Below are 12488 nucleotides of genomic sequence, written 5' to 3'. Positions count from 1 at the left end.
CAGTCACCGAGGTAGTCCCGGCCAGCGGCGACGCGATCCTGCGGCGGACGCCGATGCAGGTCCGCAAGCGCGACGGCGGCACCGAACCCGTGGACGTGAACAAGATCGTCCGGGCGGTCGAGCGGTGGGCCGACGATCTGACCGACGTCGACCCGATGCGGGTGGCCACCCGCACCATCAGCGGCCTCTACGACGGCGCGACCACTGCCGAACTGGACCGGCTGTCCATCCAGACCGCGGCCGAGATGATCGGTGAGGAGCCGCAGTACTCGCGTCTCGCCGCGCGGCTGCTGGCCGGCTACGTCGACAAGGAGGTGCGTCGACAGGGCATCACCTCGTTCAGCGCGGCGATCCGGGCCGGCCACGCCGAGGGCCTGATCGGTGACGACACCGCCGCGTTCGTCGACGCACACGCCGCGACGCTCGACCACGCCATCGACCCGGACGGCGACCGCCGGTTCGAGTACTTCGGCCTGCGTACCGTGTCCGACCGCTACCTGCTGCGCCACCCCACCAGCCGGCTGGTGCTGGAGACCCCGCAGTACTGGCTGCTGCGGGTGGCCTGCGGCCTGGCCCGGACGGCGGACGAGGCGGTCGGCTTCTACCGGCTGATGTCCAGCCTGGCCTACCTGCCCAGCTCACCGACCTTGTTCAACTCCGGGACGCGGCACACCCAGATGTCCTCCTGCTACCTGGTCGACTCCCCGCTCGACGAGCTGGACTCCATCTACCAGCGGTACGCCCAGGTCGCCAACCTGTCCAAGTTCGCCGGTGGCATCGGCATCGCGTACTCCCGGGTCCGCTCCCGCGGCGCGTTGATCCGGGGCACGAACGGGCAGTCCAACGGGATCGTGCCGTGGCTGCGCACGCTGGACGCGAGCGTCGCCGCGGTGAACCAGGGTGGCCGGCGCAAGGGTGCGGCCTGCGTCTACCTGGAGCCGTGGCACCCGGACATCGAGGAGTTCCTGCAACTGCGGGACAACACCGGCGAGGACGCCCGGCGCACCCACAACCTCAACCTGGCCAACTGGGTTCCGGACGAGTTCATGCGCCGGGTCGAGGCCGACGAGCTGTGGTCGCTGTTCGACCCGCACGAGGTGCCCGAGCTGCCCGACCTGTGGGGGGAGCGGTTCGACGCCGCGTACCGGGAGGCCGAGGCGCAGGGCCGCTACGTGCGGCAGGTTCCGGCACGGGAGCTGTACGGGAAGATGATGCGGACCCTCGCCCAGACCGGCAACGGCTGGATGACCTTCAAGGACGCCGCCAACCGGCTCTGCAACCAGACCGCCGAGCCGGGCAACGTGGTGCACCTGTCGAACCTCTGCACCGAGATCGTCGAGGTGTCCAGTGACGCCGAGACCGCCGTGTGCAACCTCGGCTCGGTGAACCTCGCCGCACACCTCACCGACGGTGGCATCGACTGGGAGCGGCTGCGCGCCACGGTGCGGACCGCTGTGACCTTCCTCGACCGGGTCATCGACATCAACTACTACCCGACCGCGCAGGCGGCGGCGAGCAACCCCCGCTGGCGGCCGGTCGGACTCGGGCTGATGGGCCTACAGGACGTCTTCTTCGCGCTGCGGCTGCCGTTCGACTCGCCGGCCGCCCGCGAGCTGTCCACCCGGATCAGCGAGGAGCTGTACCTGACCGCGCTGGAGACCTCCGCCGACCTGGCGCGCGACTTCGGCGCGCACCCGGCGTACCCGCAGACCCGGGCCGCGCGAGGCCAGCTCCAGCCCGACCTGTGGGGTGTCGAGGGTACGCAGACCGCGCGGTGGGACGCGCTGCGCGAGCGGGTCGAGGCGTACGGGCTGCGCAACTCGCTGCTCGTGGCGGTCGCACCGACCGCGACCATCGCCTCGATCGCCGGGTGCTACGAGTGCATCGAGCCGCAGGTGTCCAACCTGTTCAAGCGCGAGACCCTGTCGGGGGAGTTCCTCCAGGTCAACACCGCTCTGGTACGCGAGCTGAAGGCCCGCGATCTGTGGACCGAGCGGATTCGTTCGGCGATCAAGCGGGCGGAGGGGTCGGTGCAGGACATCGCCGAGCTGCCGGCCGGCGTACGGGAGTTGTTCCGCACCGCGTGGGAGCTGCCGCAGCGGGCGCTGATCGACCTGGCTGCCGCCCGCGCCCCGTTCATCGACCAGTCCCAGTCGTTGAACCTGTTCCTGGCCGCGCCGACCATCGGCAAGCTCTCCTCGATGTACCTGTACGCGTGGAAGGCCGGGCTGAAGACCACCTACTACCTGCGCTCGCGCCCCGCGACGCGGATCCAGCAGGCCACCGTCAGCGCCGTCGCACCCGTCGTCGTCGACGCGGAGGCGCTGGCCTGCTCGCTGGAGAACCCCGAGTCGTGCGAGGCCTGCCAGTGACTCCCGCCGACGCCGCCACCACCGATGCCAGCACCACCGACACGAGGACCACGCACATGCTGCTCGACCCCGGGATGGACCTGACTCTCCGCCCGATGCGCTACCCGCACTTCTTCGACCGGTTCCGCGACGCGATCCGCAACACCTGGACGGTCGAGGAGGTCGACCTGCACGCCGACCTCGCCGACCTGGACAAGCTGTCGCCGGCCGAACGGCACCTGGTCAGCCGCCTGGTGGCGTTCTTCGCCACCGGTGACACGATCGTCGCCAACAACCTGGTGCTCAACCTCTACCAGCACGTCAACAGCCCGGAGGGTCGCCTCTACCTGTCCCGCCAGCTGTTCGAGGAGGCCGTGCACGTCCAGTTCTATCTCAACCTGCTCGACACGTACGTGCCCGACGAGACCGAACGCTTTGCGGCCTTCGCGGCCATCGAGAACATTCCCTCGATCCGTCGTAAGGCCGAGTTCTGCTTCCGGTGGATCGACTCCCTGACCGACCTGCGGGAGCTGCGGTCCCGCGAGGACCGGCGCACGTTCCTGCTCAACCTCATCTGCTTCGCCGCCTGCATCGAGGGTCTGTTCTTCTACGGCGCGTTCGCGTACGTCTACTTCCTGCGCTCCCGCGGCCTGCTGCACGGCCTCGCCTCGGGCACCAACTGGGTGTTCCGCGACGAGTCCATGCACATGGCGTTCGCGTTCGACGTCGTCGACACCGTCCGCGCCGAGGAGCCGGACCTGTTCGACGACGACCTCGCCGACCAGGTTCGCCGGATGCTCACCGAGGCGGTCGAGTGTGAGGTGCAGTTCGCCGAGGACCTGGTGGGCCACGGTGTGCCCGGTCTGACGTTGGCCGACATGCGGGAGTACCTCCAGCACGTCGCCGACCGTCGCCTCGCCCAGCTCGGCATCGCGCCGCACTACGGTTCGAGCAACCCGTTCGGCTTCATGGAGTTGCAGGACGTGCAGGAGCTGTCCAACTTCTTCGAGCGGCGGGTGTCGGCGTACCAGGTCGGGGTGACCGGCACCGTCGCCTTCGACGACGACTTCTAAGAACCCCGTCCCTTCTCCGCGATCTTGCACTTGCTGTCGCGGCATACGGGGCATTCCGGGAATCTCGCCGACCGAAACTGCAAGATCGGCGCCGGCGGGGAGGTCGCCAACGCGACGGTGATGGGAAGTAGCTCAGAGGTGACCCCGACGGCTACTTCTCATCACCCCGGTTCAGCTCGGTGAGGAGCTTCTCCACCCGACCCCGGATCTCGTCACGGATCGGGCGGACGGCGTCGACTCCCTTGCCGGCCGGGTCGTCGAGCGTCCAGTCCTCGTAGCGCTTGCCGGGGAAGACCGGGCAGGTGTCGCCGCAGCCCATGGTCACGATGACGTCGGAGGACCCCGCTGTCGCGTACTCCAGAAGTTTCGGGGTCTGGTCGGTGATGTCGATGCCGACCTCGCGCATGGCCTGCACGGCGGCGGGGTTGATCGTCTCGGCCGGCGCGGAGCCGGCGGAGCGAACCTCGACGGTGTCGCCGGCGAGGTGGCGCAGCCAGCCGGCGGCCATCTGGGAACGGCCGGCGTTGTGGACGCAGACGAACAGGACGCTGGGCTTGTCACTCACGGCGGGTGCCTTCCGGGTTACGCGGTTGCGGAGTTCGTGGAGGTGAAGAAGCGGCGGGCCCACAGGGAGACGTAGACCAGCCCGACCAGGACGGGTACCTCGATCAGGGGGCCGACGACCCCGGCGAGGGCTTGGCCGGAGGTGACGCCGAAGGTGCCGATCGCGACGGCGATCGCCAGTTCGAAGTTGTTCCCGGCGGCGGTGAACGCCAGCGTGGTGGTGCGTTGGTAGCCGAGGCCGATGGCCCGGCCGAGGGCGTAGGAGCCGGCCCACATGAGCGCGAAGTACACCAGCAGGGGCAGGGCGATGCGGACGACGTCCAGGGGTCGGCTGGTGATGGCGTCGCCTTGCAGGGCGAACAGGATCACGATGGTGAACAGCAGCCCGTAGAGGGCGGCCGGGCCGATGCGGGGCAGGAAGCGTGCCTCGTACCAGGCGCGGCCCTTGGCGCGTTCGCCGAGGCGGCGGGTGAGGTAGCCGGCGAGCAGCGGGATGCCGAGGAAGATGAGCACGTTACCGGCGATGTCCCACGCGGAGACGTTCAGCTCGGCGCCGGAGAGCCCCAGCCACTGGGGGAGCACGGCGAGGTAGAACCAGCCGAGCAGGCCGAAGGCGACGACCTGGAAGACCGAGTTGAGGGCGACCAGGACGGCGGCGGCCTCCCGGTCGCCGCAGGCGAGGTCGTTCCAGATGATGACCATGGCGATGCAGCGGGCCAGGCCGACGATGATCAGCCCGGTGCGGTAGGCGGGTTGGTCGGCCAGGAAGATCCAGGCCAGGGCGAACATCACGGCGGGGCCGACGATCCAGTTGAGGACCAGCGAGGAGATCAGCAGCCGGCGGTCGCCGGTGACGGTGTCGAGCCGGTCGTAGCGGACCTTCGCCAGCACCGGGTACATCATGATCAGCAGGCCGACCGCGATGGGTAGCGAGATCCCGCCGATCTGCACCGCGTCCAAGGCGCTGTTCAGCCCGGGGATCAGCCGACCGAGGAGCAGGCCGGCGGCCATCGCGAGCCCGATCCACGCGGGTAGGAACTGGTCGAGTCGGGACAGGCGGCCGACGACCGCGCTCTCGGCCGAGTCGCTCTGGAGGGTCGTCGTCATGTCGCCGGCGCCACGGTGAGCAGCGCGGCGAGCTGGCGCAGGATGGCCGGCCGGGCGCGGTAGTAGACCCAGGTGCCACGGCGTTCGGCGTCGACCAGCCCCGCCTCGCGCAGCGTCTTGAGGTGGTGCGAGATGGTCGGACCGGTCAGGTCGAACGCGGGGGTCAGGTCACAGACGCAGATCTCCCCGGTCTCGGCGGAGGCGATCATCGACAGCAGTTGCAGCCGCACCGGGTCGCCGAGGGCCTTGAACGCGGGCGCGAGCACAGCGGCGGCCTCGGCCGGTACGCGTCGCTCGGCCAGCGGGACGCAGCACGACACGTCCATGGTCGGACCTGCTTGATTCGACATTCCTCTAGGTTGACACTTCTCTAATCAGTGTGCAACTGTCTGTTTCGACGGACGTCGAGACAGGCATCTGATCTCTTCCGGAAGGCAACCCGCTGATGGCCGACATCACCGTGCGCACCATGACCGACGACGACGCCGACCGGGTCCTGGCGATCTACCAGGCCGGTCTGGACGCCGGCAATGCCAGCTTCGAGATCACCGCCCCGACCTGGGCGGCGTTCGACGCCGCGCGCCTGAGCGCGCACCGCTTCGTGGCCGTCGACAGCGACGGGGTGGTGCTCGGCTGGATCGCCGTCTCGCCGACCTCGACCCGCACGGTCTACGCCGGTGTGGTCGAACACTCCGTCTACGTCGACCCGGCCGCCCAGGGCCGGGGCATCGCCCGGCTGCTGCTGACCGCGCTGGTCGCCTCCACCGAGGCCGCCGGCATCTGGACCATCCAGTCCGGAGTCTTCCCGGAGAACACCGCCAGCCTCACCCTGCACCAGCGTGCCGGCTTCCGGGTCATCGGCGTACGCGAGCGGGTCGGCCGCCATCACGACCGCTGGCGCGACGTCGTCCTGCTGGAACGTCGCAGCCCCACCATCACCTGACCAGCCGTGGCCCTCAAGACGGGCCAGGCCACCACACCGAGGAGCCACTGATGAACGCTCTGGACGACAGTCCCACCATCGTCATCGGCGCCGGCCCGACCGGTCTCGCCGCCGCCGCGCACCTGCACGAACGCGGGCTGCCCTTCACCGTCCTCGAAGCCGGCGACATTCCCGGTGCCGCCGTACGCCAGTGGGGGCACGTGCGGGTCTTCTCGCCGTGGCGTTACAACATCGACCCGGCTGCCCGTCGGCTCCTCGACGAGGCCGGTTGGGTCGCCCCCGACCAGGGGGCACTGCCCACCGGCGCGGAGCTGGTCGACGACTACCTCCGGCCCCTCGCGCAGCTGCCGCAACTGAAGCCACACGTGCGGTACGGAGCACGCGTCGAGGCGATCAGCCGGCTCGGCCTCGACCGGTTGCGTACCGCCGGGCGCGACACCGCACCGTTCCTGCTCCGCCTCGCCGACGGCGACGAGCTGGTCGCCCGCGCCGTCATCGACGCCTCCGGCACCTGGGGCACGCCGAACGTCCTCGGCGCGTCCGGTCTGCGCGCGCGGGGGGAGGCCGATGCGGCGGCGTACCTGGAGCACGCGCTGCCAGACGTCCTCGGCGCCGACCGGGGCCGGTTCGCCGGACGGCACACGGTGGTGGTCGGCGCCGGTCACTCGGCCGCGAACACCCTGCTGTCCCTCGCGGAGCTGGCCGCCGTCGAGCCCGACACCGAGGTGACCTGGGCTATCCGGGCCGCCGCGCCGACGCGTACCTACGGCGGCGGGGACGCCGACGCCCTACCGGCGCGGGGCGCGCTCGGCGCACGGCTGCGTTCGCACGTCGACGCTGGCCGGATCCGGCTGCTCACCGGCTTCTCCGTGCAGGCGCTCACCCCGACGGACGGCCGGGTGAGCGTGGTCCTGCGGCACGGCGACGGCACCGTCGAGTCGATCACCGTCGACCGTGTTGTCGCGGCCACGGGCTTCCGCCCCGACCACAGCATCGCCGCCGAGTTGCGGCTGGACCTCGACCCGGTGCTGGGCGCCACCCGTGCCCTGGCCCCGCTGATCGACCCCAACGAGCACTCCTGCGGCACCGTGCCGCCGCACGGGGTGGACGTGCTCGCCCACCCCGAGCAGGGCTACTACGCCGTCGGCATGAAGTCCTACGGCCGAGCGCCGACGTTCCTCATGGCCACCGGCTACGAGCAGGTCCGCTCCGTGGTCGCCGCGCTGGCCGGTGACTGGGCCGCCGCCCGCGACGTCCAACTCGACCTGCCCGCGACCGGTGTGTGCAACAGCAACCCTGCCGACTCGGTGGGCGGCGACGACTGCTGTGGGCCGCAACCGACGGGGCGTGGACTGCCCACCGGCATCTCCGGAGGGCTGCGGTCCGCACCGATCAGCCTCATCGCCCTCGACGCCGCGCCGGCAGCAGGTTGTTGCGCCGGCTGATCACCGGATACGACGGTGCCCGCCGCGGCCTGCCTCGCCCGGCGGCTACCCGGCCGCCCCCCATGCCGCCGTCCGGGCAGCCCGTGCAGTCGGACGGTCCCCCCAGTGAGGTGCGGTCGGGCGGGCCACCGCCGAGGCAGGCAGGCGCCGTCACCGCCGGCTGGCACAGGCGACACACGTACGCGCGGACGGGCGGGCGACGAGCCGGTCGGCGGGAATCGGACGGGCGCACCGTTCGCACACGCCGTAGCTGCCGTCGTCGACCCGTCGCAGCGCGATGTCCAGCTCCGCCAGGCGTCGGCGGGTGGCGTCCAGGACGGCGGTGAGCTGCGCGCGTTCGAAGGCGATCGTGCTGCCCTCGGGGTCGTGTTCGTCGTCGGCGTTGGACGACCGGGACGCCTCGAAGAGGCTCCGCAGGTCACCGTCCAAGGCAGTGGCCTGAGCCTCGGTCTGCTCGCGAAGCCGCAGCAACGCCTCACGGATCGCGCTGGAATCCCTGTTCATGACCGTTTCAGAGTACTGGGGGATGACCGTGGTCACATCGCTGGCATTCCGAGACGACCGGTCATATCGTGGTGTCCGTCAGTCAGCCGGAACCACGGACGAGAGGAGTGCCACGAGATGCCACGATCGAAGTCGCCGGCCTCCGCCGGGACCCGGCAACGGCTGTCCGACGCGGCGCTGGACCTGTTCCACCTGCGCGGCTACAACGGCACGAGCGTCCAGGACATCGTCGCCGCAGCCGGGGCGCCCAAGGGCACCTTCTACAACCACTTCGCCAGCAAGGAAGACCTCGCTCTCGACTCGGTAGCGAGATACTCCGCGGCGATGGGGCTGGAGATGCTCGACGAGAAGCAGGGCGGCACCCCGCTGGAGCGGATCACCGGGCATCTGAGATACATCACCGGCCTCGGCGACACCATGGGCGACCGTGGCTGCCTGCTCGGCAACTTCGCCACCGAGATCCCGGCACACAGCGACGTTCTGCGCAACGCCGTCGACGCCGGCTTCGGCCGCTGGGTCGCCGCGCTCGCCACGGCGATCGAGCAGGCGCGGGCCGCCGGTGAACTGCACGGCGACGAACCGGCCACCGACCTCGCCGGCTTTGTCGTCTCCAGCTACGAGGGCGCGGCAGCGCGGGCGAAGGCATCCGGCGACCCGGCCGCTCTCCAGGAGTTCTTCACGATCACCACGGCCCGGATCCTCACCTGATCCGCGTCCGACCCCAGCGATAACAGCTCGCGTCACCCCCATCCGGCGCAGCGCGCAACCAATTCAAGACGACCGGTCGTACGCCTTCGGCCGGGAGGCAGCACCCCGCAACTGAGGAGTGAGACATGAGCACCTACCTGATCAACCACCTGCGTATCCCGGGCGGAGTGCCGACCGAGGAGTCCCTGCGTTACCTGGAGCAGGTCCAGGCCACCACCGAGGCGTACGGCGCCACGTGGCTCGTCCTGGATGCCGAGGTGCAGGTCCTCGAGGGCAGCTGGCCCGGTTCGGTCGTGCTGATCGAGTTCCCGGACGCGGAAACCGCCAAGACCTGGTACAACTCGCCCGAGTACCAGGCGATCCTGTCGCTGCGCGTCGAGCACACCATCAACGACCTGGTCCTGGTGGACTCCGTCGGCCCGGACTTCACGGTGGCCGGCTACGCGCGTCAGATCCGGACCCTGCTCGGCCAGTGACCAGCGCTCGCTGACCTGCCCTGCCGCGATCCCCGCGCACGCCATGCCGTGCGCGGGGATCGGCTACATGAAGTTGCGGGTGTGCAGGGCGGAGAGCGCCGCCGCCTCGTCCGGCCGGAAACCCAGGCGGACGAGGCGGCGCTGACGGCCCTGATCCATCGCGTGTTGCAGAGCCTGCACCCGGTCGAAGCCGGCGGAAACGTCGTCCGGATGCCAACCACCCGCCGCGAGCAGCACCAGCGCGTCGAAGACATCCGCGTTGAGCCCGGCGGTGTCGACAAGCGCGTCGTGACGGCGGTGGATGGCCGCCCGCAGCCGATCCCGCAGCAGCGGATCCAGCTGCGCCTGATGCTCCAGGTGTGCCATGCCGAACACCACGTGCCGGCGCTCGTCCTGCATGGCGAGCCAACAGATCCGACGCGTCACCGGGTCCGGTGCGTTCTCGTGCAGAAACGAAAGCAGATCGACGAAGCTACCCTCGCCGAGCACGGAGAGCAGGAACGACGCCAACGCGAAGTCCGACTCCGCGACGAGGGTGAACAGCGACTGCCGACCGCCAGCGGACGACGTGCCCATCTCGGCGCCGCGCAGCAGTGCCCGCCGGCTGAAGACCTCCATGTGCCGGGCCTCGTCGGCCATCTGCACGGCGAGCAGTTGCACCACCTCCCGAAAGTGCGGGTGGATGCGCCCCACGAACCGGGCCGGCACGACGAGGGCGGCCTGCTCGTTCTCGACCAGGTAGGTCATCACCTGCACCACCGCCGCCTCGACGTCGGCCGGCAGCGCGAACGGGTCGTCCCACGGCACCGCGGTCTGCGGGTCCCACTGTCGGGCGGCGGCCTGCGCGTACAGGTTCGGGGCGATGTCGGCCCAGACCAGGTCGCGGTCGTCCAGGTCGAACCGCGCCTCCGGACCACCGGCTTCGAGGAGCGCGCCCCGGGCGCCGAGCCCCCACCGCGCGGGTGGGCGGCTGCTGAGCGCCGACGGCAGGGCCGGCCCGGCCCGCTCCGCCCCGAACCAGCGGTCGTCATCCGCCGACCCCCGGACCACCACCGCCACCAGCTCGCTCGTCTCGCCCCGGTCCGGCCATTCGACCCGATGACCCCGGCCACGACACCAGGCGGGCAGGTGTACGCGCAGCGCCGGGTCGCGCCCGGAGACCGCCAACCGGCCGCCGGGCGGCAACCCGGCCAGGGCCCGCTGCACCAGCAGGTGCGCGCCCCGGCCGAAACCCAGATCACCCAGATCGACCTCGGCGAGCGGTGCTGCGCTCACGGCCGGTAGTCCGTGGCCGTCACCCGCCCGTCGGGGGAGTAGAAACCGTTGGCGTCGACCGCGTCGGCGAGGGCGTCATACCCCGTGGTGCGGCCCTCCCGCCAGGCCTTCAACCCCTCCAAATCGAGCAGCGGACGCACCTGCGGATCGGCGTACGACATGCCGAGCAGCAGCCTGCCGAAGAGCCGGACGCCGTCGGACTCCGGCGCGCGGACCGTCATGTTGCAGTGGTCGTAGCGTGCGGTCTGCGCCACGACGCGGGTGCCCTCCGGCGGTAGCGTGCCCTCCTGGACGAACGCCAGGTGGTTGGCGTCGATCATGCAGGCGGCGTCGACCTCCCCGGCCACCAGGGCGCGGGCCGCGTCGCGCTCGCCGCCGATGTGGTCGCCGTGCAGGCCGACACCCACGTCGAAGCGGCGTACGTCGACAGTGACCCCGGCCGCCGCGAGGTGACCCAGTGGAATCAGCGTCGCCTGTGGACTGTCGACCGCCCCGACGGCGACCACCCGTCCGGCGAGGTCCGCGATCCGGCGCACCGGCGAGTCCTCGCGGACCACCACGACGGAGGTGAGGTCCTGGTCGGTGTCGCGCATGGTGAGCGCGCGGACGGCCGTGCCGGTGGCGGCCGCCAACCGCTCAGCCCGCAGCCAGGCCAGGGGAGAGTTCCAGGCCGCGTCGATCCGCCCGGCGAGGAGGTCCTCGACCTGTCGTTCGTAGTGGGAGTAGAGGACGAAGTCGAAGTCCAGGCCCTGCCCGCGCAGCCAGGCGCGGAAGCCCTCCCAGATGGTCACCACCTTGGGGTCGTACGCGACCGCGCCCAGCAGAACGGTTGGCGCGGGCATCAGCGGTTGGCCTCGTCGAGCAGCGGCAGCCCGGTGGCGAGCCGACCGACGAAATCGTGCAGCGCGTCGGTGGTCGGCGCCATCACCCGGGCCGCGCGGGCGTCCCGGAAACGGCGCTCAAGGCCCAACTCCTTGCGGAAGGCGCTGCCGCCGCAGAGCTGCATCGCGCCATCGGTCACGTCGGCGGCGGTCTCGCCGGCGAGCGCCTTGACCTGGAGCACCCGCAGCATCGCGTCCTCGCGGCCGGTCTCCAGTGCGGTCAGCGTGTCACCCAGGAAGGCGCGCAACGCGTCGGTGCGGATCATCAGCCGGGCGAGGTCGCGTCGGGTGACGGGCGCGTCGCGCAGGGCGGCGCCGGTGTGCGCGAGCGTGGTCCTGGTGAGATGTCGGCCCGCCTCGGCCACCGCGCTGTCGGCGAGACCGAGGCAGAAGGCGGCGTTGAGCACCAGGAACCAGGGCAGGACCGCACCGAGCGCGGTGTCGAGCCCAGCCCCGTCGGCCGCCATCCTCGCCGTCGCCGGAACCCGGAGCCCGTCGGCGGTCATCGGCCGAGAGCCGTTGCCCCGCAGACCCAGCCCGTCGAAGTCGCCGGTCACGCTCAGGCCGGCGCTGTCGGCCGGCACCAGCCACAGCGTCATCGGGCCGGTGTCGCGGGTCAGCGGAAGGCTCGACCAGACGTAGCTGTTGGCCTCGCCGGCCGAGGTGACCCAGCTCTTACGCGCGTCGAGGCGGACGGTGTCGTCGGCTGCGGCTGTCGCGGTGCCGGTCGGCGACCAGAAGTGGCTGCGCGAGCCGTACTCGGAGAAGGCCAACGTGGTGAGGTGATCGCCGCTGGCGATCGCCGCGCGGACGTCGTGCGGGCCGTGCGCCTCGATGACGGCGGTGGCCGCGTAGTGCATGAGCACCACCATCGCTGTGGACCCGCACTCGGCGGCCAGCCGCTCGATCACCTCGGCGACCGCCCGCAGGCCGTGGCCGGCGCCTCCGACGTCGGTCGAGGAGGCCAGGCCGAGCAGGCCGGCTGCGGCGAGAGCGTCGACACCCGGACGGGGGAAGGTCCCGTCCCGGTCGACGATCGGCGCCTGCGGGCGGATCACGTCGTCGATCACCGTGCCGAGCGTGTCCGGGGGATCGGTGGCGGTCTGGGCATTGTCGACACTGGTCGTCATGCTCGGAACCCCTCACGGCAGGCCGATGGGA

At 71.0% G+C, this 12488-nt stretch carries 13 protein-coding genes; 6 read left to right on the top strand and 7 right to left on the bottom strand.

Going from position 1 to position 12488, the window contains the following annotated elements; all coding sequences use genetic code 11:
• Positions 1-53: 53 nt before the first annotated feature.
• The gene (locus NIE111_RS14800) at positions 54-2372 is read left to right on the top strand and encodes a ribonucleoside-diphosphate reductase subunit alpha (RefSeq protein WP_238685100.1); all 2319 of its coding nucleotides are present in this window, start codon (positions 54-56) and stop codon (positions 2370-2372) included.
• 56 nt (positions 2373-2428) lie between these two features.
• Positions 2429-3424: a ribonucleotide-diphosphate reductase subunit beta gene (locus NIE111_RS14795; RefSeq protein WP_238685099.1), complete on the top strand. Its 996-nt coding sequence runs from the start codon at positions 2429-2431 to the stop codon at positions 3422-3424.
• A 151-nt stretch (positions 3425-3575) separates the two neighbouring features.
• On the opposite strand, the gene NIE111_RS14790 is transcribed toward NIE111_RS14795, so the two are convergent.
• The 3 genes from NIE111_RS14790 to NIE111_RS14780 are packed head-to-tail and all read right to left on the bottom strand — an operon-like array spanning position 3576 to position 5445.
• On the bottom strand, positions 3576-3989 hold the full coding sequence (locus NIE111_RS14790; RefSeq protein ID WP_238684934.1) for an arsenate reductase ArsC: 414 nt from the start codon (positions 3987-3989) through the stop codon (positions 3576-3578).
• Between the two features lie 17 nt (positions 3990-4006).
• Positions 4007-5095 (bottom strand): ACR3 family arsenite efflux transporter, encoded by a 1089-nt coding sequence (arsB, locus tag NIE111_RS14785; RefSeq protein ID WP_238684933.1) that lies wholly within the window; start codon positions 5093-5095, stop codon positions 4007-4009.
• Positions 5092-5445 carry an ArsR/SmtB family transcription factor gene (locus tag NIE111_RS14780; RefSeq protein WP_238684932.1) on the bottom strand — a complete coding sequence of 118 codons (354 nt, stop codon included), beginning with the start codon at positions 5443-5445 and terminating at the stop codon, positions 5092-5094. Before NIE111_RS14780 ends, arsB begins: the two co-directional genes overlap by 4 nt.
• 95 nt (positions 5446-5540) lie before the next feature.
• On the opposite strand from NIE111_RS14780, the gene NIE111_RS14775 reads away from it, so the two are divergent.
• Together NIE111_RS14775 and NIE111_RS14770 are read left to right on the top strand one after the other, a co-directional pair.
• Complete coding sequence (locus NIE111_RS14775; protein WP_238684931.1) at positions 5541-6038, top strand: GNAT family N-acetyltransferase; 498 nt, start codon at positions 5541-5543, stop codon at positions 6036-6038.
• A 50-nt stretch (positions 6039-6088) separates the two neighbouring features.
• Positions 6089-7483: an FAD-dependent oxidoreductase gene (locus NIE111_RS14770; protein ID WP_238684930.1), complete on the top strand. Its 1395-nt coding sequence runs from the start codon at positions 6089-6091 to the stop codon at positions 7481-7483.
• A 150-nt stretch (positions 7484-7633) separates the two neighbouring features.
• On the opposite strand, the gene NIE111_RS14765 is transcribed toward NIE111_RS14770, so the two are convergent.
• Positions 7634-7987 carry a TraR/DksA family transcriptional regulator gene (locus tag NIE111_RS14765; RefSeq protein WP_238684929.1) on the bottom strand — a complete coding sequence of 118 codons (354 nt, stop codon included), beginning with the start codon at positions 7985-7987 and terminating at the stop codon, positions 7634-7636.
• 117 nt (positions 7988-8104) lie between these two features.
• Between NIE111_RS14765 and NIE111_RS14760 the strand changes: the two genes are divergently transcribed.
• Positions 8105-8695 (top strand): TetR/AcrR family transcriptional regulator, encoded by a 591-nt coding sequence (locus NIE111_RS14760; protein ID WP_238684928.1) that lies wholly within the window; start codon positions 8105-8107, stop codon positions 8693-8695.
• A 125-nt stretch (positions 8696-8820) separates the two neighbouring features.
• Positions 8821-9171 (top strand): DUF1330 domain-containing protein, encoded by a 351-nt coding sequence (locus NIE111_RS14755; protein WP_238684927.1) that lies wholly within the window; start codon positions 8821-8823, stop codon positions 9169-9171.
• 63 nt (positions 9172-9234) lie between these two features.
• On the opposite strand, the gene NIE111_RS14750 is transcribed toward NIE111_RS14755, so the two are convergent.
• Genes NIE111_RS14750 through NIE111_RS14740 form a run of 3 tightly spaced genes read right to left on the bottom strand, consistent with a single transcriptional unit; the run spans position 9235 to position 12457 of the window.
• Positions 9235-10446, bottom strand: coding sequence for a ferritin-like domain-containing protein (locus NIE111_RS14750; protein WP_238684926.1), 1212 nt, complete (start codon positions 10444-10446; stop codon positions 9235-9237).
• Positions 10443-11288, bottom strand: a complete 846-nt coding sequence (locus tag NIE111_RS14745; protein ID WP_238684925.1) for a phosphate/phosphite/phosphonate ABC transporter substrate-binding protein — start codon at positions 11286-11288, stop codon at positions 10443-10445. Before NIE111_RS14745 ends, NIE111_RS14750 begins: the two co-directional genes overlap by 4 nt.
• Positions 11288-12457 carry an acyl-CoA dehydrogenase family protein gene (locus tag NIE111_RS14740; RefSeq protein WP_238684924.1) on the bottom strand — a complete coding sequence of 390 codons (1170 nt, stop codon included), beginning with the start codon at positions 12455-12457 and terminating at the stop codon, positions 11288-11290. Before NIE111_RS14740 ends, NIE111_RS14745 begins: the two co-directional genes overlap by 1 nt.
• Between the last annotated feature and the right edge of the window lie 31 nt (positions 12458-12488).

The organism is Micromonospora hortensis (assembly GCF_022230935.1).
GTDB lineage: Bacteria > Actinomycetota > Actinomycetes > Mycobacteriales > Micromonosporaceae > Micromonospora > Micromonospora hortensis.
Note: the sequence above shows the minus strand (reverse complement) of the source record. Positions and strands in the feature narration are given on the sequence as shown.